This is a genomic window from Caballeronia sp. GAWG2-1 (genome assembly GCF_023631405.1).
Taxonomy (GTDB): domain Bacteria; phylum Pseudomonadota; class Gammaproteobacteria; order Burkholderiales; family Burkholderiaceae; genus Caballeronia.
This window is the reverse complement of the sequence record NZ_JALQDD010000022.1, coordinates 123,556-147,495: the sequence shown is the minus strand read 5'-3', so window position 1 is coordinate 147,495 and position 23,940 is coordinate 123,556. Positions and strand designations below refer to the sequence as shown.

Below are 23,940 nucleotides of genomic sequence, written 5' to 3'. Positions count from 1 at the left end.
TCCGGGGCTTGCGCCCGCTGTTATTGAAAATTCCCGCCGAGCATTCTAGCGAGCGCGTTCGCATGAACACGCGAACGAACCCGCCGCGCGGCGCTTTAGCGCACGTAGATCGTCGGTCCAGGAGGCATCTGCGGCAGGAAGATCTCCGACTTCGAGCCGTTACGATCGATGATGATCGAACGCGCGCGCACTTCCGAAAGCTTCACGCCTTGCGTGAGCGGACCGCCGAGCGAGATCGCGCGGGCCGGCTCGCCGCCATAACTGACGATAGCCGCCGCGCCGTGCTGCAGGGCCAGGATGCCGAACAGATGCACATCCTGATTCGCTTGCCGTTCCAGTTGTCCGCCGAAAATAGTCGCGGCCTGTTCCACCGACGGCGTGCGCGTGGCGGCGGCAGCGGGCAAGGGCGCGGTCTGCCGCGAGGTCAGCGTGACGACCCAGTACGTCACGGTCACGCAAAAGAGCGCGAGGGCGGCGAGCGATATCAGGCGAATTTGCAGGCTGTTCATTACTGCACCAGATTGTTCAGTTCGATGATCGGCAGCATCACCGCGAGCACGATCACCAGCACGACGCCGCCCATCGCCAGAATGAGCAGCGGTTCGAGCAGACTCGTCAGGAACATCGTGCGACGTTCGAGTTCGCGCGCTTCGCCTTCGGAGGCGCGATCGAGCATGGTGGTGACGTCGCCGGTGGCTTCGCCGGAGCGGATCAGATGCACCAGCACGGGCGGAAACGTCTTCGTGTTGCCGAGCGCGCGCGACAGCGACGAACCTTCGCGCACGCGCACGATGGCGTCGTCGACGTTATTGCTCATTGCCCGGTTGCTCAGGGTTTCGCCCGCGGCCTGCAGCGCGCGCAGGATCGGCACGCCGGCGGCCGTCAGAATGGCGAGCGTGCTGGCAAAGCGCACGGTGTTATAGCCGCGCACCAATTTGCCGATGAGCGGCGCGGTGAGCAGCCAGCGGTCGAACGCCATGCGCGGCCCGGGCCGCGCGAGAATGCTCTTGACGATCCACGCGAAAAGCGCGACGCCGACCAGCATGGCCCACCAGTAATTCCGCACGAACGCGGAGAGCGCCATCATCATCACGGTGAGAACGGGCAGCGCCTGCTTGGTGCTGGCGAACACGTTCACGACCTGCGGCACGACATAACTCAAAAGAAACGTGACGATGCCAAGCGCGATGATCGTCACGATACCCGGATACGTAAACGCCAGAATGATCTTCTGTTTCAGCGCGTTGCGTTGCTCGATGTAGTCCGCGAGACGCGAGAGCACGAGACCCAGCTTGCCGGTATGCTCGCCCGCCGCGACGAGCGCGCGATAGATCTCGGGGAAGTCTTTCGGATGCTGCGCCAGCGCATTGGCGAACGAATGCCCGCCGAGCACTTCGGCGCGAATCGCGGCCATGAGTTCGCGGATGTAATCGCGCTCGGACTGCTCGGTCAGAACCGCGAGCGTTTCGCCGAGCGGCAAACCCGCGATCAAGAGGCTCGCGAGCTGACGCGTGAGAATGGCCTGCTCGCGCTGCGACAGACGACGCCCGAGCGAAAGGCGTTGCTGCCGTTCGCCGCGCGTCCGCGTACCCGCCGCCTCGACGATAAGCGGCGTCAGACCTTGCGTGCGCAACTGGCTGCGCGCGGCGCGGGCGCTGTCGGCATCGAGCACGCCCTTTTGCGTCTTGCCCGCGTGGTCGATCGCTTCGAAACGGAAAGCCGGCATACGCGTTAATCTCCGCCCGTCACGCGCAGCACTTCTTCGAGCGACGTCACGCCGGTCGCCAGCCAGCGGTTGCCGTCCTCGCGCAGCGTGCGCATGCCTTGCTTGCGGCCCGCCGCGAGAATTTCGGCATCGGCGGCGTTGCGGTGGATCAGCGGACGGATTTCATCGTCCATCAGCAGAAGTTCGTAGACGCCGCGGCGTCCTGCGTAACCCGACTGGCCGCAGCGGTCGCAGCCCACCGGATGCCAATGCGTCACGCCGTCTTCCTCGACGCGCTCTTCCTTGCACACCGGACACAGTTGCCGCACGAGCCGCTGCGCCAGCACGCCGAGCAGCGACGATGCGAGCAGATACGGCTCCACGCCCATATCGGTGAGACGCGTGACGGCCGAAGCGGCGTCGTTCGTGTGCAAGGTCGCAAGCACCAGATGACCCGTGAGCGACGCCTGCACCGCGATCTGCGCCGTCTCCAGGTCGCGAATTTCCCCGATCATGATGATGTCCGGGTCCTGCCGCAAAATGGAACGCAGCGCGCGCGCGAAGGTCATGCCGATGCGCTCGTTCACCTGCGTCTGGCCAATACCCGACAAGTCGTATTCGATCGGATCTTCCACCGTCATGATGTTGGTGGTGGTGGTCTCAAGCCGCGACATGGCCGCATAAAGCGTCGTGGTCTTGCCCGAGCCCGTCGGCCCGGTGACGAGCACGATGCCGTGCGGACGGCCGATCAGCTTGTCGAAGTTGACGAGCGTGTCGCGCGCCATGCCGAGCTTTTCGAGATTCAGGCGTTGCGCGTCTTTTTCGAGCAGACGCAGCACCGCGCGTTCGCCGTGTCCGGTCGGCAGCGTCGACACGCGCACATCGACGGGACGCCCGCCCACGCGCAAGGTAATGCGCCCGTCCTGCGGCAGACGTTTTTCGGCGATATCGAGCTGCGCCATGATCTTGATCCGCGAGATCAGCGCGCCGTGCAGCGCTTTCTTCGGGCGCACGACGTCGCGCAACGTACCGTCCACGCGAAAACGCACGACCGACGCGTTCTCGAACGGCTCTATATGTATGTCCGACGCCTGTTCGCGCGCCGCCTGCGTCAGAAGCGCGTTGATCATGCGGATGATCGGCGCGTCGTCTTCCGATTCCAGCAGGTCCTCGACTTCCGGAATGTCCTGCATCAGGCGCGAGAGATCGACTTCGCCCTCCACTTCGCCGACAACCTGCGCCGCGCTGCCGTCGTTGCGCGCATAGGCGGAATTGATGGCGGCGGCCAGTTCATCGGCGGATTTGCGCTGGATGGACAGCGCGCCGAAATTGCGCGCGACCTCCGCGAGCGCGGCGTCGGACGTGCGCTCGCTGATCCAAACCTCGATGTTGTCCGCATGCTGATGCGCGAGCAGTATCTGCCCGGTTCGCGCGAAGCTGTAAGGCACGAGCCTGGCCGCGAGCGGCGACGCTGCGGCCGGCGCTTCAGCGTTGTGGGCGAGATTCGTGCGATCGGCTTCGGCGTTCAGCGTATTCACGGCCGTGCTCCTGACGAACTGTTCGAATTGTTCGAACTGTTATCCAGCGGCGTGGTGCTCGGCTGATTGTTGGGCACCGCGTAATTGGTTGGCGCATTGCCGTACGGCGGCTGCTGCGGCTGCGGCAACTCCGAACGCTGCGGCGCTTGCTGATACGGCTGCGGCGCGGGACCCGCGTTCGGGTCCTGGGGCAGCGTCGTGCTCGGCGTACCGCGCGTCAGGTTGCTCCAGTCCAGCAGATTCTGGGCCGGGGCGCCACCGCCTTCGCTCGGTCCAAGCGGCTTCGGCGGCATGACCGGCACGTTCTGATCGCGAATCAGGCGGTTGTCCGTGGTCGAGCCGTATTGTTGCTGGCGCATGTAGTCGTAGCGCGTGTTGGCGATCTGCGAAGCCGTCGCCTGATCGCGCACGATCACTGGGCGCAGGAACACCATCAGGTTGGTCTTCGTGCGCGTCTTGCTTTCGCTGCGGAACAGGCTGCCGATGAACGGGATGTCGCCCAGAAGCGGAATCTTGCTGTTGTTATTGTTGTACTGATCCTGCATCAAGCCGCCCAGCACGACGATTTCGCCATCGTCCGCGAGAATAGTCGACTGCACGGAGCGCGTGTTGATGGTCACGCCGCCCGGATCGGTCTTGGTCGTGGCATCGACGCTCGAATCTTCCTGATAGATCTGCATCTTGAGCACGCCGCCGTCGGTGATCTGCGGCTTGACGTGCAAGGTCACGCCAACGTCGCGGCGGTCGAACGTGTTGAACGCCGTCACCGACGTCGCGGCGTTGGCGGTCGGCGTGGCGTAGGAGCCCGTCACCACCGGCACGTTCTGGCCGACGACGATTTTCGCTTCCTCATTGTCGAGCGTGATCAGGTTTGGCGTGGAGAGGATGTTGGCGTCGGCGGACGTGGACAACGCCTGCAAGAGACCGCCGAGACCGAACAGATTGCCGAAGCGGTGCAGCAAGCCAATGTTCAGGCCGTTCGCCAAAAGACCCGTCGAAGCGGTGATCGCCGACGTGTTTTGCGCGACGGCTGCGCCCTGCACGGTCAAATCGAAGATGTTGGTATTGCCCGAGCCGAAGCTCGTGCTGCCGTACACCGCGTTGTTGCCGCCGTTCGAAAGCAGCAGACCCTGCCATTGAATGCCGAGATTGGCCCCGGTGGTGGCCGAGAGTTCGACGATCAGCGCTTCGATATAGACCTGCGCGCGGCGCGCGTCGAGCTGGTCGATCACGGCGCGCAGGTTCCGATAGACCGGGTCCGCTGCGGTGATGATGAGCGAATTCGTCGCCGAATCCGCCTGGATCATGCCGCCGCCCGAGTCGTTGCCGTTGTCGCTGTCCTTGTTCGACGAGAAACCGCTGTCGCGATTGCCGCCCGAACCCGACATCGGGTTACTGCCGCTGCCCGAACTGCTGTTGCCGCCAAAACCGCCTGGCAACGGCGGCACGCCCGACGTGCCGGTGGAGTTCGACGAATTGCCGAGCCCGCCGCTCTGGCCGAACGAATTCGACGAGTTCGAGTTCGAATTGCTCGACGAGTTGTCGTTGCTGCTGCCGTTGCCCTTGCCCATCATGCCGCGCAGGGTTCTGGCAAGACGCGTGGCGTCGGCGTTGCGCAACGCCACGACGTGCATGTTGCCCGGCTGCGAAGTCGGCGAGTCCAGCTTCTTCGCTAACGTTTTCGCGGCTTCGAGCCGCGCGCTGCTGGAAGCGCGGAACATGAGCGAGTTGGTGCGCGGGTCGGCGGTGACGACGACCTTGAGCGTGGCGTCCGTGCTGCCGATCGTGCCGGGGTCGAGCAGCTTGTTCATCTGGTCGGCCACGTCGATCGCGTTCGCGTTCTTCAGCTGGACCAAGTCCACCTCGCGCCCGGCGGCGGTATCGATACCCGCGATGATTCCGGCGATCCGCCGCACGTTGTCGGCGTAGTCGGTGACCACGAGCGTGTTGTTGCCGGGATAGGCCGCGATGGTGTTGTTCGGCGAGATCAGCGGGCGCAACACCGGCAAAATGTTATTGGCCGATTCATTGCGTAACTGGAACACCTGCGTGATGACCTGATCGCCTCGCGCGGCAGGCGAGTTGCCGACATAGGTCGGCACGCCCTGCAGCTTGGCGTCGGCCTCGGGCACGACTTTCAATACACCGTGATCCTGCACCAGCGCAAAACCCTGCATGCGCAGTGAGGCTTGCAATGTCTTCAGCGCCTGATCCTCGGGTACCGGATTTTCCGAGACGAGGTTCAACTGCCCCTTCACCCGGGGATCGACGATGATTGTCTTGCCAGTGGCGGCGCCGATCGCCTTTGCGACCTGGTCGATATCGGCGTTGACGAAATTCAATGTCACTTGCGCGTGCGCGGCTTGCGCGACGATAAGTCCCGCCGCCAGCAGTGCCGTCGCGATGCGACGCAGTGCGATAGGTTGTCTTCTCATGAATGTGTTGTCTAAGCGAACTTCTCGGGTAAAGCCCGCTAAGGCAGCACCGCTCGTCAAGCAGAGGCGCCGCCGATCGTTTCCGGGCTAGCTTGCCCGGGCGACGATCATTTCAAAAAATTGTGACGATAGCAGCAACGCGTAACGAAATTATTCAAAAAATCGTTCAAGACCAGAATTTTCTCTAGCCGCCTTCGCTTACTGAATTCCGCCGCTCTCAAGCTTTCAACGAACTTGCCGATAAACCGCCTGTGAAGCCTTCACAGGCTGGCCCATGCGCGCGGGAGACGAATTGTAACCCGACTCGAAGTCTTATTATTCAGACGTTTAAGAACGCCTTCCGCCGCGCGGCTGGCGGAAAACGGCTGACCTATGGCGCGCCCTCGCCGGGGTGTATGTCTGGTGGCTAACTTATGGCGTCAAACTTCAGCGGGTATGATACGGGCGGTTCCGCATTCCGGGCGGCGACATCGGGGGTGGGTTTTCCCGATGCCATACGACTGCGAGCGTGCTTTGACTGGCGCCGACGCGGATGAATGACGTTAGGCGCCCGGTCGCCGAAATGGCGGCGTGACGCTTTTCCGCGTGGGCGGATGGAGTAGAAAGAAGATGAAGAGATTCCTGCGATTACTTGCGATGGCCGGCGGCGTGATGCTCGCGGCTGCTTCCGCACACGCCGACTGCTTCGACGAGGCAGCGAAGTATCAAAAGGTCAATCCGCTCATCTTGCGCGCCATCGCCTGGCAGGAATCGCACAACAAACCCGACGCCATCAACAAGAACGCCAACGGCTCGACCGACTACGGTCTGATGCAGATCAACTCGATTCATCTCAACACGCTGGCTCAATACGGTATCTCCAGCGGCACGTTGATGGAACCGTGCAAGGCCGTGTACGTGGCCGCATGGCATCTGCGCCAGAAGATGAACAAGTATGGCAATTCATGGCAGGCCGTCGGTGCTTACCATTCCGAAACACCCGCATTGCGCGACAAGTATTCCTCGCAGATCATCGATATCCTGCGTCGCTGGAAGTTGCTTCAGGCTTCCAAGTAAGTTCGGCCCGGCGCTCAGGCGCTTGCGTCCTTGCGCCTTTCATCTGCATTTGATGCAAAATCCCTTCTCCGACAGCGCGCACCGTTGACCATTGTCCGGCGTGTCGCTTCGCCTGTGCGCGGGTTTGCCGTTTGCCGCGTGTCCGCCTGCCTCCCAAATGCCGCTCGCCGGTCATCATCGCAATGAACTCAACGCCACTCCCAATCACCGTGATTTCCGGATTCACCGGCGCGGGAAAGTCCGCGCTCGTCAATGCCATGCTCGCCAACGACGAAGGCGTGCGCGTTGGCGCCGTTAGCGTCGCTCACGAAGCGGACCCGGTCGAAGCAATCGAGCGAGACATCGCAGCGCTTGCCGAACAGCAGCGATTCGATGCGATCGTCGTCGAGCTGCCGCCGTTCGTGAACCCGCTCGATATCGCGGAGCAACTTGCTTTCGGCGACGACGAGCAAGCGACGCTCGGCGGTCAGGCCGTGCTCGATACCTTCGTCACCGTGATCGATGCGGCGAGCTTCCTGCGCGATTACGCATCGACGGATTCGCTCGCGCAACGCGGCCTTGCATCGCACGATGACGCGCACGACGAAGGCAGGACGGTGGTCGAGTCGCTCATCGAGCAGATCGAATTCTGCGATGTCATCGTGATCAACAAGATCGACCTCGTCGACGAAGAGGCGCTCGAAACGCTCGCGAGCATTCTTCATGCGCTCAATCCGCGCGCGCTTCAGGTGCCGACGCAGTCAGGCAAGGCGCCCATAGCCGACGTGCTCGATACGAACCGCTTCGATTTGGACAACACGGCAAGCGCGCCTGGCTGGCTCGCGATTCTCAACGACGAGCATCCGTCGAACGGCGAGCCGGATGCGTCGGGTGTCGGGCATCTCGTCTATCGCGCGCGCCGGCCTTTTCATCCGCAAAGACTGTGGGAACTGCTGCATCGCGAATGGACGGACGTGTTGCGCGCCAAGGGATTCTTCTGGCTCGCCACGAGAAGCGAAGTGGGCGGGGCGTTGTCGCAAGCGGGCGGGACGCTGCGGCATGGTCCGGCGGGCGTGTGGTGGGCGGCGCAGGATCGCAGCGAATGGCCAACGGACGATCCCGAGCTCGAAGCGGATATCGTCGCGGAATGGTTCGGTGACCCGGATGACAACAGCGTTGGCGATCGCAGGCAAGAGCTGGTGCTGATCGGCCTCGATCTCGACGTGGCGGCATGGGACGCCAACTTCGATGCATGCCTGCTCACCGACGAGGAATGGCTGCTCGGCTCGGACGGCTGGCGGCATCTGAACGATCCGTTTCCTGCATGGGATATCGACGATCACGAGCATGAACACGGCGATCACGATCACGAGCACGGTCCGGATTGCGGCTGCGACGGCCACACGCACTAAGCCAAACCGCACGAGTCGAGCGCGCGAAAAAAAACCCGCCGAAGGCGGGTTTATGTGTTGCTGCGGTCTGTCTGCGCGCACGCGGATTAACCTGATTCCGAGGCGCCGCGCTAAGAGCGCGTAGCGCCACAATCGGCAAGAAACTTACCGCTTGTTCACTGCGTCCTTGAATGCCTTGCCAGCCGTGAACTTCACCGTCTTTGCGGCCGGAATCTTGATGGACTCGCCCGTCTTCGGATTACGGCCGGTGCGCGCTGCGCGCTTGCCCGAACCGAAGCTGCCGAAGCCGATCAACTGCACTGCGTCACCTTTCGAGACAGCCTTCTTGATCACTTCGAGCAGGGTGTCCAGCGTTTCGCCGGTTTGAGCTTTGCTTGCGCCGGTCTGAGCGGCTACGGCGTCGATCAATTCCTGTTTGTTCATTAAGGTTCCTTTATCAGTTTAGGTTGACACGAACAGCGCGAACGCGCCGATTATACGTGCGCGGGCCGTGCAGTCGAGTAGGGACGGCCTTCCGGCGCGCCTTTGCGACGAACTGGCGTTCTTTCGCGCCACTTCTACGGCCATGCTTCGCTTCATTGCCCTCGCGCCGCCTCTATACGCGGCGCTTGGTATGATAGCGCAGCGCAAACCCAATCAGGACAAGGGTTTCAAAGATTTACCCTTATATTTTCCGGGCTTGCGGGCGGTTTTTTTGAGCATAGAACTCCGGGGTGCGGTCCATGCTACGCGAGCTGATCATCGAATACGGGCTGCCGTTGGTTTTTGCCAACGTTCTGCTGGAATGCCTTGGTCTGCCGCTGCCAGCCTTGCCCACATTGGTTCTGACGGGCGCCATCGCAGTCACCGCGAGCCTCGGAAGAAGCGGTCTCACGGCCATGTTTCCCGCCTCCGCATTCGCGCCGCTCGTCGCTATCGTGGTAGTCGCAAGCACCGCCGCGTTGCTCGGCGACACACTCTGGTTCTGGCTCGGACGCCGTTATGGCAGCCGCGTGCTGGGCGTTCTGTGCAAGCTTTCCATCTCGCGCGACACGTGCGTGAACCGCAGTCTCGACTTCTTCGGCCGCTTCGGCGTGCGTATTCTCGCGGTATCCAAGTTCATCCCCGGCCTTTCAACGCTGGCCATTCCCGTGGCGGGCGCGACCGGCGTCGGCTTCGGCACCTTTCTGTTTTATGACGCACTCGGCGCGATTCTTTGGTCGGGACTCGGCGTGACGTTCGGCGCGATGTTCGCCGATCTCGTCGATAAGGCGCTCGCCCTGCTCGACTGGCTCGGTCGCGGCGTCCTGGCAATCGCGGTCGTCGTGCTCGCGCTATATCTCGGCGCGCGCTGGTGGCGGCGCGTCACGTTGTTGCGACGCCTGCGCATGGCGCGCATCGAGGTTGCGGAGTTGCGCGCGTTGCTTGCGAGTGAACCACGGCCGCTCGTCATCGATGTTCGTCGCGGCGAGCGTCGCGCGATGGACCCGTATGCCATTCCGGGCGCGCTGCTGCTCGATCACGGCGGCATCGCGGCGCAGCTTGCGGGCATCGAGCGCGATCTCAAGATCGTGACCTACTGCGATTGTCCGAACGAAGTATCCGCGGCGTTGGCGGCAAAAGACCTGATCGCGCATGGTTTCGACGATGTCGCGCCGCTCTTCGGCGGTCTCGAAGCATGGCGCGCCGCCGGTCACGCGGTCGAACCGATTGCGCTCGAAGGCACGATGCCCAACGCCTTGCATGCGGCCAAAGCGCCGTCTGTCTAGTACATGCTCGATGTCTTGCCGTCTTCGTCCGGTATAGCGGACGCCTTCGCTTCCCTTCCCTTTTTCGCATGACCGAATCATCGTTGCCTACGGACAAGCTTTTCGAGCTGCACGATCTTCCCGCGCGCTGGCGGCATCGGCGCGTCTTTACTTTCGTCGATACGCAATTCGCGCACACCAACCGCTTTCTCGACATCTGGCGACGTTGGCGCGATGACAACGCGCGTTGCGAACGTCTGCATGTAGTCGTGATCGCGCCGTTGCATGCGCTCGATGCAGCGCCGTCGAAGAACGGCGACCCGCTCGCGGACGCACTGATAAACGCCTGGCCGATGCGCGTCTCCGGCATGCATCGGCTCGAATTCGATGCAGGGCGCGTGGTGCTGACCCTCGCCATCGGCGATGCGAACGACATGCTGTCGAGACTGTGGCTGCGCGCCGATGCCTTCCATCTCGACGCCGCCGCCTTCGACAATCCGCAATGGTTGTGCAAGGGGATCGCGCGGCTCGCGGGCGACGATGCAACCGTATCGGCGACGAACATCGCGGACGCCGCCTCGCTTCGACGCGCATTGGAGGCATCGGGTTTCACGTGTGCCGACGACCGAAGCGCGCGCTTCGCCCCGCGCTGGCGCGTGCGTCGTCACGAACCGCCGTGCGCGTCCGCTGTCCAGTCGCGCGAAGCCATCGTGATCGGCGCGGGACTCGCGGGCTCTGCAATGACATCGCGTCTCGCGGCGCGCGGCTGGCATGTCACGCTCATCGACCGGCACGAGCTGCCCGCGCGCGACGCGTCGGGCAATCCGGCTGGCGTGTTTCATCCCATCGTCTGGCGCGATGACAGCGTCGCCGCGCGGCTCACCCGTGCGGGCTTTTTGTTCGCGCTGAGTCAGTGGCAAGCGCTCGAAGCGCGCTCATACGACTTGCAACGTAGCCGCGATGGCTTGCTGCAAATCGCGGACACGCCCGAAGACGCCGCCGCGATCGCCGACGCCATCGCCCGTTTCGCGTATCCGCGCGACTACGTGAGTTCGGTATCCAGCGCCGATGCATCGCGTATCGCAAGCGTGGATGTCGCGCGCGGCGGATGGTTCTTCCCGCACGGCGGCGCGATCTCGCCGGCATCGGTCTGCGCGGCGCAGCTTGCCGATGCCGGCGCCGCGCTAACGACGCGAATGAACACGGAAGTGGCGCGCATCGAACGTGATGGTGACAACTGGCGCGTCTTCGACACGCACGACGCGGAGGTCGCGCGAGCGCCGATTCTCGTGCTGGCGAACGCGCATGAAGCTGCGCGACTCGCACATCTCGATGATGCAACGACGAGCAGCGTGCGCGGACAACTCAGCATCCTGGACAGCACCACGCTCGATGGATTGCGCGTTCCCGTCATCGGCGAAGGTTATGCGGTGCCTTTGGGCGAACGAGGCACGCTGATCGGCGCGACCTATGACATCGACGATCCCGATATCGAAGTTCGTGACGCAGGGCATCGGGAAAACATCGAGCGCGTTGGAGCCATGCTTCCGGCACTGCAAGCGACGGCGCATGTGAAGCAAGGCCGCGTCGCGTTCCGTTGCGTGACGAGCGACCGCATGCCGATGATCGGCCAGTTCGCCGATGAAGCCGCCGCGCGCGCCGACGCCGCCCGCCTCAAAGGCGCGTGGCCGCTCGACCTGCCGCGCATGCCGGGTTTGTATGGCGCGTTTGCCTTCGGTTCGCGCGGGCTCGTCTGGGCGACGCTCGCCGCGGAACTCATCGTCTCGCAGATCGAAGGCGAACCTTGGGTCATCGAACGCGAACTCGCCGAGTCGATCGATCCCGCGCGCTTTTTATTGCGAGCGCTGCGTCACGGTCAATTCGAAGCAACGTAGTTATCCAAGCCGGGTTGTGGATAAGACCCGGGTTTACCGAAGAACGAGTTGTGGACTCGTTGTGCACGTAAACGGGACAACCCTCGCGAGTGCCCGAGCGTCCCGAAAGTTGTTCAAAGTTGACCGCCATGCCTGAACATGTTTACCGCTGCGTTCTGCTTTCCACAATTGCTTGTTTGGAAAGGAGAAATTGGTCTTATCCACAGGTGAGGCAGGTGCTTGTTAACTACTACTACATGTATATACAGTAAACCTGTAAACACCTGACACAGAGGCTATCGGAAGAGAGAAATCGAATCCGCAAACCGCCCGCCGGTCAGCCTTGCCGCCTTCGCGCGTGCGCGGCTGTCGCTTTTACTTCATAAAAATCATGAGCCTGGACTTCCCTGTCACGGTCATCGAGGTATGGCACAATCGCGCTTCTTCCCGCGTCGCGCCGTTCAGACGGCGACCGCTTCAACGGAACGATGAGCGCGCGCCACGAATCTGATCAACCAGGCCGCGCTGTCGTCTGGCCGTCGGCCCGCCTCCGGGCAAGCGCCGCTTGTCTTGCCCGCATCCGTCACCATCTCAATGCGCGCGAGTCGTAAGCCGCGCGATGGCGAGCCGGGTGCGTCGTCTAATTCGTGCACGGCTGGTTCCGTGACGCCGTGTTCGTTCGCTTTCGTTTCATTTGAATGAACTCATTCGCCTGAACAGGCGAGCCGCTCGGATGCGCCGCGCGCGCAAAGTCACGCAACAGAACGTGCATCCTCTGCTGCAACGAAGGAGAAGCAAACACGATGAATTCGGCCTTTTCGTTTTTGCCCGCCTGGCCGCTCGAACCCAATGCCATTCTTTGGGCAGGTCTTGCGCTCGTCACCGCCGGCCTCGCCGGAGAATTGCTCTGGCGCGCATGGCGTCTGCCGCGTATCACGGGCTATGCGGTCATCGGGCTGATCGCCGGTAACGCGGGACTCGGTGTGATCGACGTAAGCGCAGGCGCCATCTCACGGCCTCTGCTGGATGTCGCGCTCGGGCTATTGCTCTTCGAACTCGGCGGCCGGCTCGATTTGCGCTGGATCCGCCGCAATCCGTATCTGATTCTGTCGAGCATCGCCGAAGCCACGCTTACCTTCGGCTTCGTGTTGATTGCGTTGATGTTATGCAACGTGCCGACAATGCCTTCGATCGTCATCGCGGCCATCGCCATGGCGACGTCGCCCGCAATGGTCATCCAATTGAAGACCGAATTGCGCGCCGAAGGACAGGTTACGCAGCGTCTTCTCACGTTGACCGCGTTGAACAGCATGTACGCGGTGATCGTCGAAAAACTCGCGGCCGGCGTGTTGCATCAGGAAATTTACGGCAATGCGTTTGCAACCATTCTGCAGCCGCTTTATCTGCTGATCGGTTCGCTCGTGCTGGCCTTCCTGCTCGCGCGTGCATGCAACCTGTTGTATCGGCGTCTGAATGCGAACGACGAGCACTCCTTCGTCGCGTTGTTCGGTCTCGTGCTGCTGGCTATCGCGATCGCGCATATCTTCAAACTGTCGATCATTCTTGCGCTGCTTGCAGCAGGCATCATCGTTAAGAACGCTGATGAAAAGCCGCAACTCTGGCCTACGCATTTCGGTTCCGCTGGATGGCTGCTGACCGTCATTCTTTTTGCGCTGACACTGACGTCGTTCGAATGGCGCGATATCGCGCTTGGCGGTGTAGCGGCGCTCGCGCTGATCGTCGCGCGCTTCATCGGCAAGCTGGCCGGCGTGATGATTTTCGCAAAGCCGAGCGGCCTCGACTGGAAGCAGGGCGCGGCATTGGGCGTCGCGCTCACGCCGATGTCCGCGCTTGCCTACCTGCTCGTCGACGACATGTACGTGCTTTATCCGAGCTACGACCCGACGCTTCGCGCGATCGTCATGTGCTCGATCGTCGTGCTGCAAATCGTGTCGCCGTTCCTGGTGTACCGTAGCCTGTCGGCGGTGGGCGAGCGGCGCGAATAGGCGCCGCACCGCACCGCACGGGCATTGAATTTTTTAGAGGCGTCATGGCACTCGAACCATTTATCGACTCCGAGCCGTTCACCTTCGGCGTGGAGCTTGAGATCCAGGTCGTCAATACGCACGACTACGATCTGACCCGCGCCGCGTCGGACCTCATGCGTCTCATCAAGGACGAAGAGATTCCGGGCAACATCACGCCCGAAATCACCGAAAGCATGATCGAGCTTTCGACCGGCATCTGCACGACGCATGAACAGGCCGTCACCGACCTGCGAAAGATTCGCGATACGCTGGTCGCGGCGGCGGATCAACTCAATGTCGGCCTTGCCGGTGGCGGCACGCATGCTTTTCAGCAATGGAGCGACCGGCAAATTTACGACGCGCCGCGCTTCCAGTACATCTCCGAACTCTATGGCTACCTGGCCAAGCAATTCACGGTGTTCGGCCAGCACGTGCATATCGGCTGTCCGGATCCGAATAGCGCGCTGTTCCTGTTGCATTCGATGTCGCGCTATATTCCGCACTTCATAGCGCTTTCGGCATCGTCGCCATATATCCAGGGTGTCGATACCGGCTTCCATTCGGCCCGGCTTAATTCGGTATTCGCGTTCCCGCTTTCCGGACGCGCGCCGTTTGTCCTCACGTGGGACAGCTTCGAGGAATACTTTTCGAAGATGGTGCACACGGGCGTCGTGAACAGCATGAAGGACTTCTACTGGGATATCCGGCCGAAGCCGGGTTTCGGCACCATCGAGGTTCGCGTGATGGATACGCCACTTTCTGTCGATCGCGCTGCGGCGATTGCTTGCTATATACAAACGTTGTCGCGGTATTTGCTGCTCGATAAACCGCTTACGCCGCAAGAAGACGATTACCTCGTCTATACATTCAATCGTTTCGAAGCTTGCCGCTTCGGTCTGGAAGGCACTTGCGTGCATCCGCAGTCGGGTGAGCGGCACACCATCGGCGAAGATATTCTCGCAACGCTGGATGTACTTGCACCGCATGCCGAAGCATTGGGTTCGCAAGCGGCGCTCGCGCAAATCGCGGACATTGCACGCGGTGGCATGAATGACGCCACTTGGTTGCGCGGCGTTTTCGACAAAGAGAAGTCGCTCCATGAAGCCGTACGTCAGCAATGCCTGCAATGGCGCGCATGACGCTGCCCTTACACACGCGTTGAAGTGAGAATCAAGACGAAAGGCCGTTTCGATGAAAGTCGAAACGGCCTTCGTGCTTTGAAACTTCGGTCTCGCTATGTTGTGTATGAAACGCGTGCATGCGGAACTTAGGAATAAGCTCGTTGCCTGAACGTTACGTGAATCGTTACGGCATCTCTAAGGTTTCCCGTGAGAAGTCCGTATACCTACGTAATAGAAGGTAACGAGGGCTGCGCGACGCTATGGAAAACGTTAAAAAGCGCTGCAAGGTCAACGAATTGGAAAAACGATAAGGCGGTGAATCAAAGTTGAATGGATGCGCGCGGCCAAGGATAAGACAAAGGGTGGTCGAAAGATGCCTTGGCTTATCGAGAATTCGCTCACAACCAAACGCTACGTTTTTCCACGGGTTATCCACAGTTTTGCGTGAATAATTAAGGTGTACGTTTGTTCTAGGTCGCTTAGAATGGCGACGTTGCCGACGGCGCGTCATAGTCGGCAAAAACATAGCGCCGCAACCGGTCACTTTGGACGCAAAGCAAGATTGTCGAGCAGGGTGGTGAAGTGGCTGGTGACAAGATGGCGCATAACGAAGAGGGTTGCATGTCCCCCATTCAGGCAAAGCGAATTGGCTTGGTACGCCTGAATTTTGAGACGGCGGGGACCACGACCTGAAGGCGGTCTTTGGAATACTGACAGCAGTGCACAGGCAGCAGGTTCCTGGGGCGGCTTAGGGGACGTGGTGTTCGTTGGTTAGCGAACATGCCGTCAAAACCCATAAGCGGAACAACAAGCGAAAGATCATGAGTGAAGGTTTATACGGAGAGCAGGCGACGGGGCGGGTGACCCACGGCCTGCTGAGGCTGAGCACAGCGATGCGCAGCCAGGCCTGGGAATGGGCGGAAGGCGCGGGGCTTACGCCAACCCAGGGTGAAATTCTCGTACTGCTGATGCAGCGCAAGGGGCCTATGCGCCTCGGCGAGATTGCACGGGAAACCGCGCTGACCGCCGCGACCACCAGCGACGCCGTGAGCACGCTCGAAGGCAAGGGGCTCGTCGAAAAGCGCCGTGCACTCGACGACGGTCGCGCACTGGCGGTGCGTCTGACCGCACGCGGCCGCACGGCCGCCAAGCGCGCGCTGCAATGGCCGGACTTCCTCGCGAAGGCGGTCGGCACATTGCGTGAGGAAGAGCAAGCGGCGCTTTACCGCAGCTTGCTCAAGACCATCCGCCAGCTCGAAACACAACAGCAGATTCCGGCGCATCGGATGTGTCTGTCGTGCGCGCATTTCCAGCCGAGCAAGAATCCGAAGAAGGTGCTGCATCATTGCGCACTGCTTCAGATCGACATGGCGGATACCAATCTGCGTCTCGACTGTTCGGTATACGAAGAAGCCGACGTCGCCACGCAGAAGAAGAGCTGGAAGGTCTTCGCGCAAATCGCCTGAACGGCAACGGCCCGGGACAACCCGGGTCGATCGGTGCAAAGGTACGCTGTGAGGCCGCGTCGAGTCGGTTAGACTGTGCGCGTCGCGCCTCCTGGCGAGGCGCGGCTCGTCTCTACTCCGCAGTCCGAGCCACGGAAACCCGCCGATGAAACGTGAAGTCCTGGCGATTCGCCACGTCTATTTCGAAGATCTGGGCAGCCTCGAACTGGTCCTCGGCGACCGCGGCCATCTCGTGCGTTATCTCGACGTGGGCCGCGGACGCATAGACGCGCCCGATCCGCTCGATGCATCGCTCATGGTCGTGCTCGGCGGGCCGATCGGCGCCTACGACGATGCGCAGTATCCCCATCTGGCTCCGCTTTTGTCGATGCTCGAAAAGCGCATTGCGGCGGGCTTGCCGACCATCGGCATCTGTCTTGGCTCGCAGCTGATCGCGCGTGCGCTCGGCGCGCGCGTGTATTCGTCGGGAAAGCTGGAGCTCGGCTGGTCGCCGCTTGCGCTGACCGACGCCGGGCGCGCGTCGCCGCTGCGTCATCTCGAAGCCGATGGCAAACCCATTCCCGTATTTCACTGGCACGGCGACACCTTCGATTTGCCGCAAGGCGCGAGCTTGCTTGCATCGACGGAAGCTTGCGCGCATCAGGCGTTCTCGTGGGGCGAGCATGTGCTTGCGCTGCAGTGCCATCCCGAAGTGCTGCCAGACCGGTTCGAGAGCTGGCTCGTCACCTATCCCGCGGATATCGCCAGGAGCGGCGCCACGGCCGTCACGCTGCGTGAAGAGACGGCGCGCCACGGTCCCGCCCTCGAACGCGCGGCGCGCGCCATGTTCCACGAATGGCTCGACAAGTTTCCCTGCACCGAACGTCAGGGCTGAAGATCAAGGCGCGGATTGCGGCGGGTGGCACCGCATGCATCCTGCACGGAAGAAATCCCGATGCTATTCTCGATCGCATCTTTTCTCACCGAGCCTTCGACATGAGCGCGCTTTTCACTCCCAAGACCTTACGCAGCCTTCAGCTTCCCAATCGCATCGTCATTTCGCCGATGTGCCAGTACTCCGCCGAACGCGGCGAGGCCACCGCGTGGCACATGATCCATCTGGGCCAACTCGCGCTCTCGGGCGCGGGCATGCTCGTCATCGAGGCGACCGCGGTCGAGCCTGACGGCCGCATCACGCCCGGCGATCTCGGTCTCTGGGACGACGCGACCGAAGCCGCGCTGCGTCCGGTCCTCGCGGCCATCCGCCAGTATTCGGATATCGCCGTGACCATGCAGCTCGCGCACGCGGGCCGCAAGGCGTCGAGCAACAAGCCGTGGGATGGCGGCCAGCTGATCCCGGTTGCCGACGGCGGCTGGATGACGCACGCACCTTCGGCCATTCCGCACAAGGAAGGCGAGACGCCGCCGCTCGCGCTCGATGCGGCCGGCCTCATTCGCGTGAAGGAAGCGTTCGTCGCATCGGCGAAACGGGCGGCGCGGCTTGGTATCGACGGCATCGAAGTGCATGCGGCGCATGGTTATCTGCTGCATCAGTTCCTGTCGCCGCTCGCCAATCAGCGCACCGACGAATACGGCGGTTCGCTCGAAAATCGCATGCGTTATCCGCTCGAGATTTTCGAGGCCGTGCGCGCCGCGTTTCCCGCCGACAAGCCCGTCGGCGTGCGCGTGTCCGCGACGGATTGGGTCGAGGGCGGCTGGACCATCGAGGACACGATCGCGTTCGCGGCGGAACTGAAGAAGCGCGATGTCGACTGGATCGATGTCTCGTCGGGCGGCGTATCGCCGCTGCAGAAGATCACGCTCGGGCCGGGCTATCAGGTGCCGTACGCACAGGCGGTCAAGGAAGCCACGGGCGTGACGACCATCGCGGTCGGTCTCATCACGGAGCCGCAGCAAGCCGAGGCGATCGTTGGTAGCGGCAAGGCGGACTTCGTCGCCATCGCGCGGGCCGCGCTGTACGATCCACGCTGGGCGTGGCACGCCGCCGCCGAGCTTGGCGCGACCGTCACGGCGCCGCCGCAATACTGGCGCTCGCAGCCGCGCGAACTGAAGAACCTGTTCGGCGACGTGGCGTTCGGCCAGCGCTAACCAACAGCATCAGTCGATACCCACGGATACTCACGGGCCAGTTGTTCGACAGCGGCCCGGGAGTGTACGATAACGATTGAGTTGAACAGCACGTTCAACCATGCCAACGCGGCGCCTCAGCGGCCACCGCGTTTTTTTTATCCGCTTTCGTCGAGACGATCCAAGACGAAGTGGACATGAAGCCAACCCCACACCTCGTTTATTAAGGATTCGTTCGATGAGTTCACGCAGGATCACCGTCCGCCGCTCGGGAGTACATGGCAAGGGCGTATTCGCCGTGAAGCACATCGCGGCGGGTGAGCAGGTGATGGAATACAAGGGCGAGCGTATCTCGTGGAAGGAAGCGCTGCGCCGGCATCCGCACAATCCGGATGAGCCGAATCACACGTTCTACTTCGCGCTCGACGACGGCAGCGTGATCGACGGCAAGATCGACGGCAACAGCGCGAAGTACATCAATCATTCGTGCAAGCCGAATTGCGAAGCCGAGGAAGTGGAAGGGCGCGTGTTCATCCACGCCCTGCGCGACATCGAGCCGGAAGAAGAGCTCAATTACGACTACGGCCTCGTGATCGAAGGCCGCATCACGAAGAAGCTCAAGAAAGAATACGAATGCCGTTGCGGCGCGAAGAAGTGTCGCGGAACCATGCTCGCGCTGAAGAAATAGGCGCTTGCAACGCCATGGTAAAGAAGCCACTGCATGGAATCATGCCGTGGCTTCTTATTTTGCGGCGGCTGGCGCCGCGCCGTCCTTGAGCGGCATACGCACGATGAAGCGCGCGCCGCCTTCCGGAGCGTCTTCGTAATGCACCGTGCCGCCGTGCAGCGAGATGATGTCGTGAACGATGGCGAGCCCGAGTCCCGCGCCGCCTTCCACCATCTGACCGTCGCCACGAAAGAAGCGCTTGAAGAGATCGGGTTGCTGATCCGGCGGCACACCGGGACCGTTGTCCTCGATGACCACTTCGCCGAAACGCTTGCCTTGCGCATCGTGCCAGTCGCCGATGGTCAGCGTGATGCGCGAACCTTCATGACGCGACGGCGGCACATACTTGAGCGCGTTGTCGATGAGATTCGCGATCACCTCGCGCGTCAGCACGATATTGCCGCGCGCCATCATCGGATGTTCGTTGTCGGGGTCGTCGAGACGCTGAAAGCCCAGATCCACGCCCGCCGACAACGCGCGCGGCACCCATTCCGCGCCGGTTTCGAACGCGAGCGTGGCGAGATCGAAGTCCGTGAAACGCGCGGCTTGTTCGCCCGGTTCGGCGCGCGCGAGCGAAAGCAGTTGATTCGACAAACGCACCGCGCGATCCGCCGATGCGCGCAGTTCCTTCACCGCTTCGATGGCCTTCGCCGGATCGCGCGAACTAAGCGCTTGCTCCGCGTGCAGCTTGACGGCGGTAAGCGGCGTGCGCAATTGGTGCGCGGCATCGGCGATGAATTTGCGTTGCGCATCGAGCGCGGCCTGAAGGCGCACGAGCAAGCCGTTCATGGCGCTCGTGAGCGGACGGATTTCGCTTGGCACGAAGGTTTCGTCGACGGGTTCGAGCGAGATGTGGGTCTGCTGGTTGAGCGTGTCGGCGAGATCGGTGAGCGGGTTCAATTGCTGATTCACCACGCGCCATACGATCACCCAGCCTGCGAGCAGCAAAAGCAGCAGCGGCATCATGATCGCGAAGAGAAACTCCACCGCGATTCTGTAGCGCGAGCCCACGCGCTGCGCCACTTCGACCACGATAGGATTGCCCGTCGGCTGCGGCACGCGCACTTGCGCGGCGCGCACGCTCACGCCCTGATAGTGCGTTTCGAAAACGTATGCATAGTGGATGCGCCGCACGGCGGTGCCGGTCAGCGGCAGATCGGGCTCGCCGGCAATTTCCTGGTCGCCGGTGCTGATGCGATAAACGAGCTGCTCCACCGGATCGGAGAACATCGCCTGGGCGAGCGGCGGAACGGTGACGGGGGCATCGACGCCCGCGAGCTGAATCTGCTTGGAGATGGCGGTGGCGAGATCCGCGAGAGAACGGTCCACCACGTGCTGCGTGTACTGCCACGCGAGCCAGTACGCCATCAGGCCGCTCATCAGCGCGAGCAGGGACAGCGGCGCGGCCAGGCGGCGCAACAGCGTGCGCCGCAGGCTTGGTGACGCGGGAACTTCGGTGGCCTTAGATCGCGCCAGATCGAGCCAATCTTCGCGGGCGAAACGCTGATCGCCCGCGCGCCGGGTGGGAAGTCGCAAACCGTTCTACCGCCGGGACGTCACGCCGCCTGACGGATCTCCTGAAGCAAATAGCCGAAGCCGCGCACCGTCACGATTTCCACGCGCGTGTTTTCCAGCTTTTTGCGCACGCGATGCACATAGACTTCGATGGCCGTATCGCCGAGATCGCCGCCGAAATGCGTCAGGTGATCCTGCAATTGCGCCTTGCTGACGACGCGGCCATGACGCAGCAGCAGCATTTCCAGCACGGCGAATTCGCGCGGCGACAGTTCGAGCGGACGCTCGTCGTTAAAGATGCGGCGATCCACGCCCGACAGACGCAAGCCGCCCAAGGTGACTTCGGGGCGCGGCACGTCGCCGTGCGGGCCGCTACGGCGCATCACGGCGCGAATGCGCGCTTCCAGTTCCTGCGGCTCGAAGGGCTTGAGCATGTAGTCGTCGGCGCCGCTGTTCAGCCCCTGCACGCGGTCATGCAGTTCGTCGCGCGCGGTGAGGATGATGACCGGCGTATGCCGGTTGCTCTGGCGAAAGCGCGCCAGAAGCGTCATGCCGTCGATGCCCGGCAGGCCCAGATCGAGAATGACCAGTTCGTGGCGGTTCTGCGCGAGCGCTTGCTCGGCGAAGATGCCGTCGTGGACCATATCGACCGTGAAGCCCGACTGTTCGAGGCTGCTCTGGATGCCGCGCGCAATGGGGCGGTCGTCTTCAATCAGAAGGATTCGCATGAACTCGCTCAAGTACGATGGGTTTAACCCGAGCCGGCGCCCAAGCCGGTGACATGCACGACGCGGCGGCGCGGGTTCGAGCCGGATCAAATCCGTTGATTCTCATGCGGCGTCGCGCGAACGTAACCTCGAGCCGCGAGCGGCCGTACACCGGATGACTTTCTGCCTGAACGTTGCCCAGGCTAGTTGCGCTGCTGATTGTACAGCGTCAGTCAGAAGTGCCGGTCGATCGGCCGGGTCCACGGGCGCGCGTCACGCGGCTACATTACACGACCTTATAAATCAGCCTGCACGACCGAAAGATTTCAGCACGATTTCTTTCTCCAAGCTTCGCATCGGCTTCCATCCATGACGGGAAGCTGGCAAAAGGCGCTTTTCGATCCTTTCGATCATGTCACGGTTGGTAATACGGCTGTTACCTTGTCGGTTGCCGTAAGCATGCGTTAAGCTCCGCGCGAAACGGCCCTTCGGCGCGTCGGGTATGTGAGCGATGACACTTTCATGCGCTAAAGTCGCATCTTCGTTTTCGCTTTCGCTCGCGCCCAATCATGCTGGAACTCGATCATTTCGATCTCGCTTTGCTCGATGTGCTGCAACGCTTCGGCCGCGCCACGCATCAGCAATTGGGCGAGCAGGTGCCGCTGTCGCCGTCGCAGATCGGCCGTCGACTGCAGCGGCTCGAAGCGACCGGCGTGATCGAAGGATATCGGGTGGTGTTGCGGCCAGAAAAGCTCGGCCTCGGTGTGACCGCGTTCACGAGCCTGAAACTCAAGCATCACGGCGATTCGATCATCGAGGAGTTTCAGCAGCAGATCGAGACGCTGCCCGAAGTGCTCGAATGCCACGCGACCGTCGGCGATGCGGATTACCTTCTGCGGATCGTCGCGCCCGATCTGAACGCGCTGTCCACCTTCGTGATGAAGAAGTTGATGCGCGTTCCCGGCGTCGATAGCGTGCGCTCGAACATCGTGCTCACGACATTCAAGCGCAACGGTCCGCTGCCGCTAGGTCACTTGTCGACCGATTCCGCCTGAAGCGTCGGATTCAGCAAGTCGACATAAGCAACCGGCACCAGATCCGTCTGTTCCACGCCAAGACGCGCGAACATGGCGTGCGCCTCTTCCTCGCCGCCGGCTTCGTCGTCTTCCTGACCCAGCAGCACTTCGAGTTCGATGAAGTCCCCAAGCCCATCCACGCGATCCAGATGGATGCGCGTGCGCCCGACCAGATAGACATGCCTTTCCTTCGTGACGATGCCGCGCGTGGTCAGCGCCTGCGCGAGCAGCGTATGCATGGCTTCGGGATTCGTCACGGGACTGCGCGAGTAATACGAGACTTTCGGGCCGTCGCGGTCGTCGCGCTGATAGAAGATCAGCTCCGATGGCGTGCCGTCGTCGAACTGGCGCAGCTTGAGACGGCCGGTGGGCACGTCGTAGAAGAAGTCCTGCTGGCGAAACACCAGCGGCCTGTCGGTGGCGAGCGCGGCGGCGCGCTCACGCAATTGGTCGAACTGATGAGCGCGTGCCTTGATTTCGATGTTGCGTGCCATGGAGGACTCCGGTTGAGCGGTTTGCCTTGAATGAAACATCTGCGCTCAAGCCTAGCAAAGTTTCGATGAAGGCCGCTTGAACTTCGCCTTACATCGACCATTGGGCGTCGATGAGCCGCAGCGCCGCCGCAATCGCCGGTTCCTCGCGGCGTTCGGCGAGCGTCACGAACGACAATTGTGTCGATACCGTGACGCCCTCGACGATGGTCAGCGCATGCGCGTGCGCTTCCCGAAGCGCGATCGAATCGCGGGCGAGCGAAAGGCCCACGCCCGATTTGACGAGATCGAGCATCGACGGCTCCTGATCCACTTCGGCGACGATGGTCGGCGACGCGTTGGCGTCGCGGAAAATCTGCGATAGCAGCCGGTTGTGTGCGGATTCCGGCGGCGTCCAGATCCACGGCAACCGCGCGAGCGTCGCCCAGTTGCGCTTTCCCTTGTTCACGCGGTTATGCCAGCCGGCGGGCGCGAGCACGCGATAGTCGAAGGGCGTCAGCCGCACGACATGAAAGCGCTCGCCATCGCGCGTGCCGTCCGCCGCAGGGTCGCCGATGTAGTAGCCGACATCCAGTTCGCGCGACTTCACGCGTTCGAGCACCCAACCCGACATGCCATGCCGCAACGCCGTTTCAATGCGCGGATACGCTTCCACGAGCTGCCGCAGAAAGCCGCCAAGGCGCAGAAATTCGGGGTCGAGAATCGTCCCGATGCGCAACGTGCCGCTCACTTCGTCGCGCAATGCGGCGGCGGCGCGTTGGACATCTGCGGCGGCGACGAGCGCGCGTTCCGCGTGCGGCAGCAGCGCTTCGCCGTCGCGCGTCAACAAAAGTCCGTGCGATGTCCGCGAAAACAGCACGACGCCGAGCATCTCCTGAAGATTCTTGATCTGGAGACTGACCGCTGGCTGAGTGACATGCAGTTGCGCCGCCGCGCGCGTGAGATTGCCTTCGCGAGCGACGGTGATGAAAGCGCGCAGAAGTGTGTAGTCCATGCGCTGATATTAGCGCGACTTAT

The 23,940-nt window shown here is 62.1% G+C and carries 20 protein-coding genes; 11 read left to right on the top strand and 9 right to left on the bottom strand.

The window, feature by feature from the left end; translation table 11 throughout:
- Window positions 1-95 precede the first annotated feature (95 nt).
- From NCR98_RS13640 to gspD, 4 genes are read right to left on the bottom strand one after another with little or no spacing between them, the layout of a single operon-like run.
- Window positions 96-509: a type II secretion system protein N gene (locus NCR98_RS13640; protein ID WP_244826641.1), complete on the bottom strand. Its 414-nt coding sequence runs from the start codon at window positions 507-509 to the stop codon at window positions 96-98.
- Window positions 509-1,726 (bottom strand): type II secretion system inner membrane protein GspF, encoded by a 1,218-nt coding sequence (gene gspF / locus NCR98_RS13635; RefSeq protein ID WP_250492852.1) that lies wholly within the window; start codon window positions 1,724-1,726, stop codon window positions 509-511. The genes NCR98_RS13640 and gspF overlap by 1 nt, the downstream gene beginning before the upstream one ends.
- Before the next feature lie 5 nt (window positions 1,727-1,731).
- The gene (gspE, locus tag NCR98_RS13630; RefSeq protein ID WP_370652050.1) at window positions 1,732-3,243 is read right to left on the bottom strand and encodes a type II secretion system ATPase GspE; all 1,512 of its coding nucleotides are present in this window, start codon (window positions 3,241-3,243) and stop codon (window positions 1,732-1,734) included.
- Window positions 3,240-5,663: a type II secretion system secretin GspD gene (gene gspD / locus NCR98_RS13625; RefSeq protein ID WP_250492893.1), complete on the bottom strand. Its 2,424-nt coding sequence runs from the start codon at window positions 5,661-5,663 to the stop codon at window positions 3,240-3,242. The genes gspE and gspD overlap by 4 nt, the downstream gene beginning before the upstream one ends.
- A 624-nt stretch (window positions 5,664-6,287) precedes the next feature.
- Between gspD and NCR98_RS13620 the strand changes: the two genes are divergently transcribed.
- Window positions 6,288-6,734 carry a lytic transglycosylase domain-containing protein gene (locus tag NCR98_RS13620; protein ID WP_250492851.1) on the top strand — a complete coding sequence of 149 codons (447 nt, stop codon included), beginning with the start codon at window positions 6,288-6,290 and terminating at the stop codon, window positions 6,732-6,734.
- A 182-nt stretch (window positions 6,735-6,916) separates the two neighbouring features.
- Window positions 6,917-8,125 carry a GTP-binding protein gene (locus tag NCR98_RS13615; RefSeq protein WP_250526421.1) on the top strand — a complete coding sequence of 403 codons (1,209 nt, stop codon included), beginning with the start codon at window positions 6,917-6,919 and terminating at the stop codon, window positions 8,123-8,125.
- A gap of 144 nt (window positions 8,126-8,269) precedes the next feature.
- Here the strand turns inward: NCR98_RS13615 and NCR98_RS13610 are convergent, their stop codons facing one another.
- Window positions 8,270-8,548 (bottom strand): HU family DNA-binding protein, encoded by a 279-nt coding sequence (locus NCR98_RS13610; protein ID WP_008352404.1) that lies wholly within the window; start codon window positions 8,546-8,548, stop codon window positions 8,270-8,272.
- A 299-nt stretch (window positions 8,549-8,847) separates the two neighbouring features.
- On the opposite strand from NCR98_RS13610, the gene NCR98_RS13605 reads away from it, so the two are divergent.
- From NCR98_RS13605 to NCR98_RS13570, 8 genes are all read left to right on the top strand, one after another.
- Entirely contained in the window at window positions 8,848-9,873 is a 1,026-nt protein-coding gene (locus tag NCR98_RS13605; RefSeq protein WP_250466218.1) for a DedA family protein/thiosulfate sulfurtransferase GlpE, read from the top strand.
- A 68-nt stretch (window positions 9,874-9,941) separates the two neighbouring features.
- Window positions 9,942-11,747, top strand: a complete 1,806-nt coding sequence (gene mnmC / locus NCR98_RS13600; RefSeq protein WP_250526420.1) for a bifunctional tRNA (5-methylaminomethyl-2-thiouridine)(34)-methyltransferase MnmC2/FAD-dependent 5-carboxymethylaminomethyl-2-thiouridine(34) oxidoreductase MnmC1 — start codon at window positions 9,942-9,944, stop codon at window positions 11,745-11,747.
- 782 nt (window positions 11,748-12,529) lie between these two features.
- Complete coding sequence (locus tag NCR98_RS13595; RefSeq protein WP_250466215.1) at window positions 12,530-13,732, top strand: cation:proton antiporter; 1,203 nt, start codon at window positions 12,530-12,532, stop codon at window positions 13,730-13,732.
- Window positions 13,733-13,776: 44 nt separating this feature from the next.
- Window positions 13,777-14,892: a YbdK family carboxylate-amine ligase gene (locus NCR98_RS13590; RefSeq protein ID WP_244826634.1), complete on the top strand. Its 1,116-nt coding sequence runs from the start codon at window positions 13,777-13,779 to the stop codon at window positions 14,890-14,892.
- A gap of 803 nt (window positions 14,893-15,695) precedes the next feature.
- Window positions 15,696-16,340 (top strand): MarR family winged helix-turn-helix transcriptional regulator, encoded by a 645-nt coding sequence (locus NCR98_RS13585; protein WP_244826633.1) that lies wholly within the window; start codon window positions 15,696-15,698, stop codon window positions 16,338-16,340.
- A 145-nt stretch (window positions 16,341-16,485) separates the two neighbouring features.
- Entirely contained in the window at window positions 16,486-17,214 is a 729-nt protein-coding gene (locus NCR98_RS13580) for a glutamine amidotransferase (protein WP_250526419.1), read from the top strand.
- A 101-nt stretch (window positions 17,215-17,315) separates the two neighbouring features.
- Window positions 17,316-18,428, top strand: coding sequence for an NADH:flavin oxidoreductase/NADH oxidase (locus tag NCR98_RS13575; RefSeq protein ID WP_244826631.1), 1,113 nt, complete (start codon window positions 17,316-17,318; stop codon window positions 18,426-18,428).
- Between the two features lie 217 nt (window positions 18,429-18,645).
- Complete coding sequence (locus NCR98_RS13570; protein WP_244826630.1) at window positions 18,646-19,095, top strand: SET domain-containing protein; 450 nt, start codon at window positions 18,646-18,648, stop codon at window positions 19,093-19,095.
- Window positions 19,096-19,149: 54 nt separating this feature from the next.
- On the opposite strand, the gene NCR98_RS13565 is transcribed toward NCR98_RS13570, so the two are convergent.
- Window positions 19,150-20,670: a sensor histidine kinase gene (locus tag NCR98_RS13565; RefSeq protein ID WP_370652049.1), complete on the bottom strand. Its 1,521-nt coding sequence runs from the start codon at window positions 20,668-20,670 to the stop codon at window positions 19,150-19,152.
- A gap of 20 nt (window positions 20,671-20,690) precedes the next feature.
- Complete coding sequence (locus NCR98_RS13560; RefSeq protein WP_250526418.1) at window positions 20,691-21,377, bottom strand: response regulator transcription factor; 687 nt, start codon at window positions 21,375-21,377, stop codon at window positions 20,691-20,693.
- 548 nt (window positions 21,378-21,925) lie between these two features.
- Here NCR98_RS13560 and NCR98_RS13555 point away from each other — a divergent pair.
- Entirely contained in the window at window positions 21,926-22,411 is a 486-nt protein-coding gene (locus NCR98_RS13555; protein ID WP_244826627.1) for an Lrp/AsnC family transcriptional regulator, read from the top strand.
- On the opposite strand, the gene NCR98_RS13550 is transcribed toward NCR98_RS13555, so the two are convergent.
- Window positions 22,387-22,926, bottom strand: coding sequence for a class IV adenylate cyclase (locus NCR98_RS13550; RefSeq protein ID WP_244826626.1), 540 nt, complete (start codon window positions 22,924-22,926; stop codon window positions 22,387-22,389). The genes NCR98_RS13555 and NCR98_RS13550 overlap by 25 nt on opposite strands.
- Before the next feature lie 88 nt (window positions 22,927-23,014).
- Window positions 23,015-23,917 (bottom strand): LysR family transcriptional regulator, encoded by a 903-nt coding sequence (locus tag NCR98_RS13545; protein WP_250526417.1) that lies wholly within the window; start codon window positions 23,915-23,917, stop codon window positions 23,015-23,017.
- Window positions 23,918-23,940 lie beyond the last annotated feature (23 nt).

What these genes read in the sequence shown, in the direction of transcription:
- NCR98_RS13545 (WP_250526417.1), bottom strand. Translation starts at nt 23,917, where the DNA reads ATGGACTACACACTTCTGCGCGCTTTCATCACCGTCGCTCGCGAAGGC.
- NCR98_RS13560 (WP_250526418.1), bottom strand. Translation starts at nt 21,377, where the DNA reads ATGCGAATCCTTCTGATTGAAGACGACCGCCCCATTGCGCGCGGCATC.
- NCR98_RS13620 (WP_250492851.1), top strand. Translation starts at nt 6,288, where the DNA reads ATGAAGAGATTCCTGCGATTACTTGCGATGGCCGGCGGCGTGATGCTC.
- NCR98_RS13590 (WP_244826634.1), top strand. Translation starts at nt 13,777, where the DNA reads ATGGCACTCGAACCATTTATCGACTCCGAGCCGTTCACCTTCGGCGTG.
- NCR98_RS13610 (WP_008352404.1), bottom strand. Translation starts at nt 8,548, where the DNA reads ATGAACAAACAGGAATTGATCGACGCCGTAGCCGCTCAGACCGGCGCA.
- gspF (WP_250492852.1), bottom strand. Translation starts at nt 1,726, where the DNA reads ATGCCGGCTTTCCGTTTCGAAGCGATCGACCACGCGGGCAAGACGCAA.
- NCR98_RS13555 (WP_244826627.1), top strand. Translation starts at nt 21,926, where the DNA reads ATGCTGGAACTCGATCATTTCGATCTCGCTTTGCTCGATGTGCTGCAA.
- NCR98_RS13575 (WP_244826631.1), top strand. Translation starts at nt 17,316, where the DNA reads ATGAGCGCGCTTTTCACTCCCAAGACCTTACGCAGCCTTCAGCTTCCC.
- NCR98_RS13605 (WP_250466218.1), top strand. Translation starts at nt 8,848, where the DNA reads ATGCTACGCGAGCTGATCATCGAATACGGGCTGCCGTTGGTTTTTGCC.
- NCR98_RS13615 (WP_250526421.1), top strand. Translation starts at nt 6,917, where the DNA reads ATGAACTCAACGCCACTCCCAATCACCGTGATTTCCGGATTCACCGGC.
- NCR98_RS13595 (WP_250466215.1), top strand. Translation starts at nt 12,530, where the DNA reads ATGAATTCGGCCTTTTCGTTTTTGCCCGCCTGGCCGCTCGAACCCAAT.
- NCR98_RS13585 (WP_244826633.1), top strand. Translation starts at nt 15,696, where the DNA reads ATGAGTGAAGGTTTATACGGAGAGCAGGCGACGGGGCGGGTGACCCAC.
- NCR98_RS13570 (WP_244826630.1), top strand. Translation starts at nt 18,646, where the DNA reads ATGAGTTCACGCAGGATCACCGTCCGCCGCTCGGGAGTACATGGCAAG.
- NCR98_RS13640 (WP_244826641.1), bottom strand. Translation starts at nt 509, where the DNA reads ATGAACAGCCTGCAAATTCGCCTGATATCGCTCGCCGCCCTCGCGCTC.
- NCR98_RS13550 (WP_244826626.1), bottom strand. Translation starts at nt 22,926, where the DNA reads ATGGCACGCAACATCGAAATCAAGGCACGCGCTCATCAGTTCGACCAA.
- mnmC (WP_250526420.1), top strand. Translation starts at nt 9,942, where the DNA reads ATGACCGAATCATCGTTGCCTACGGACAAGCTTTTCGAGCTGCACGAT.
- NCR98_RS13580 (WP_250526419.1), top strand. Translation starts at nt 16,486, where the DNA reads ATGAAACGTGAAGTCCTGGCGATTCGCCACGTCTATTTCGAAGATCTG.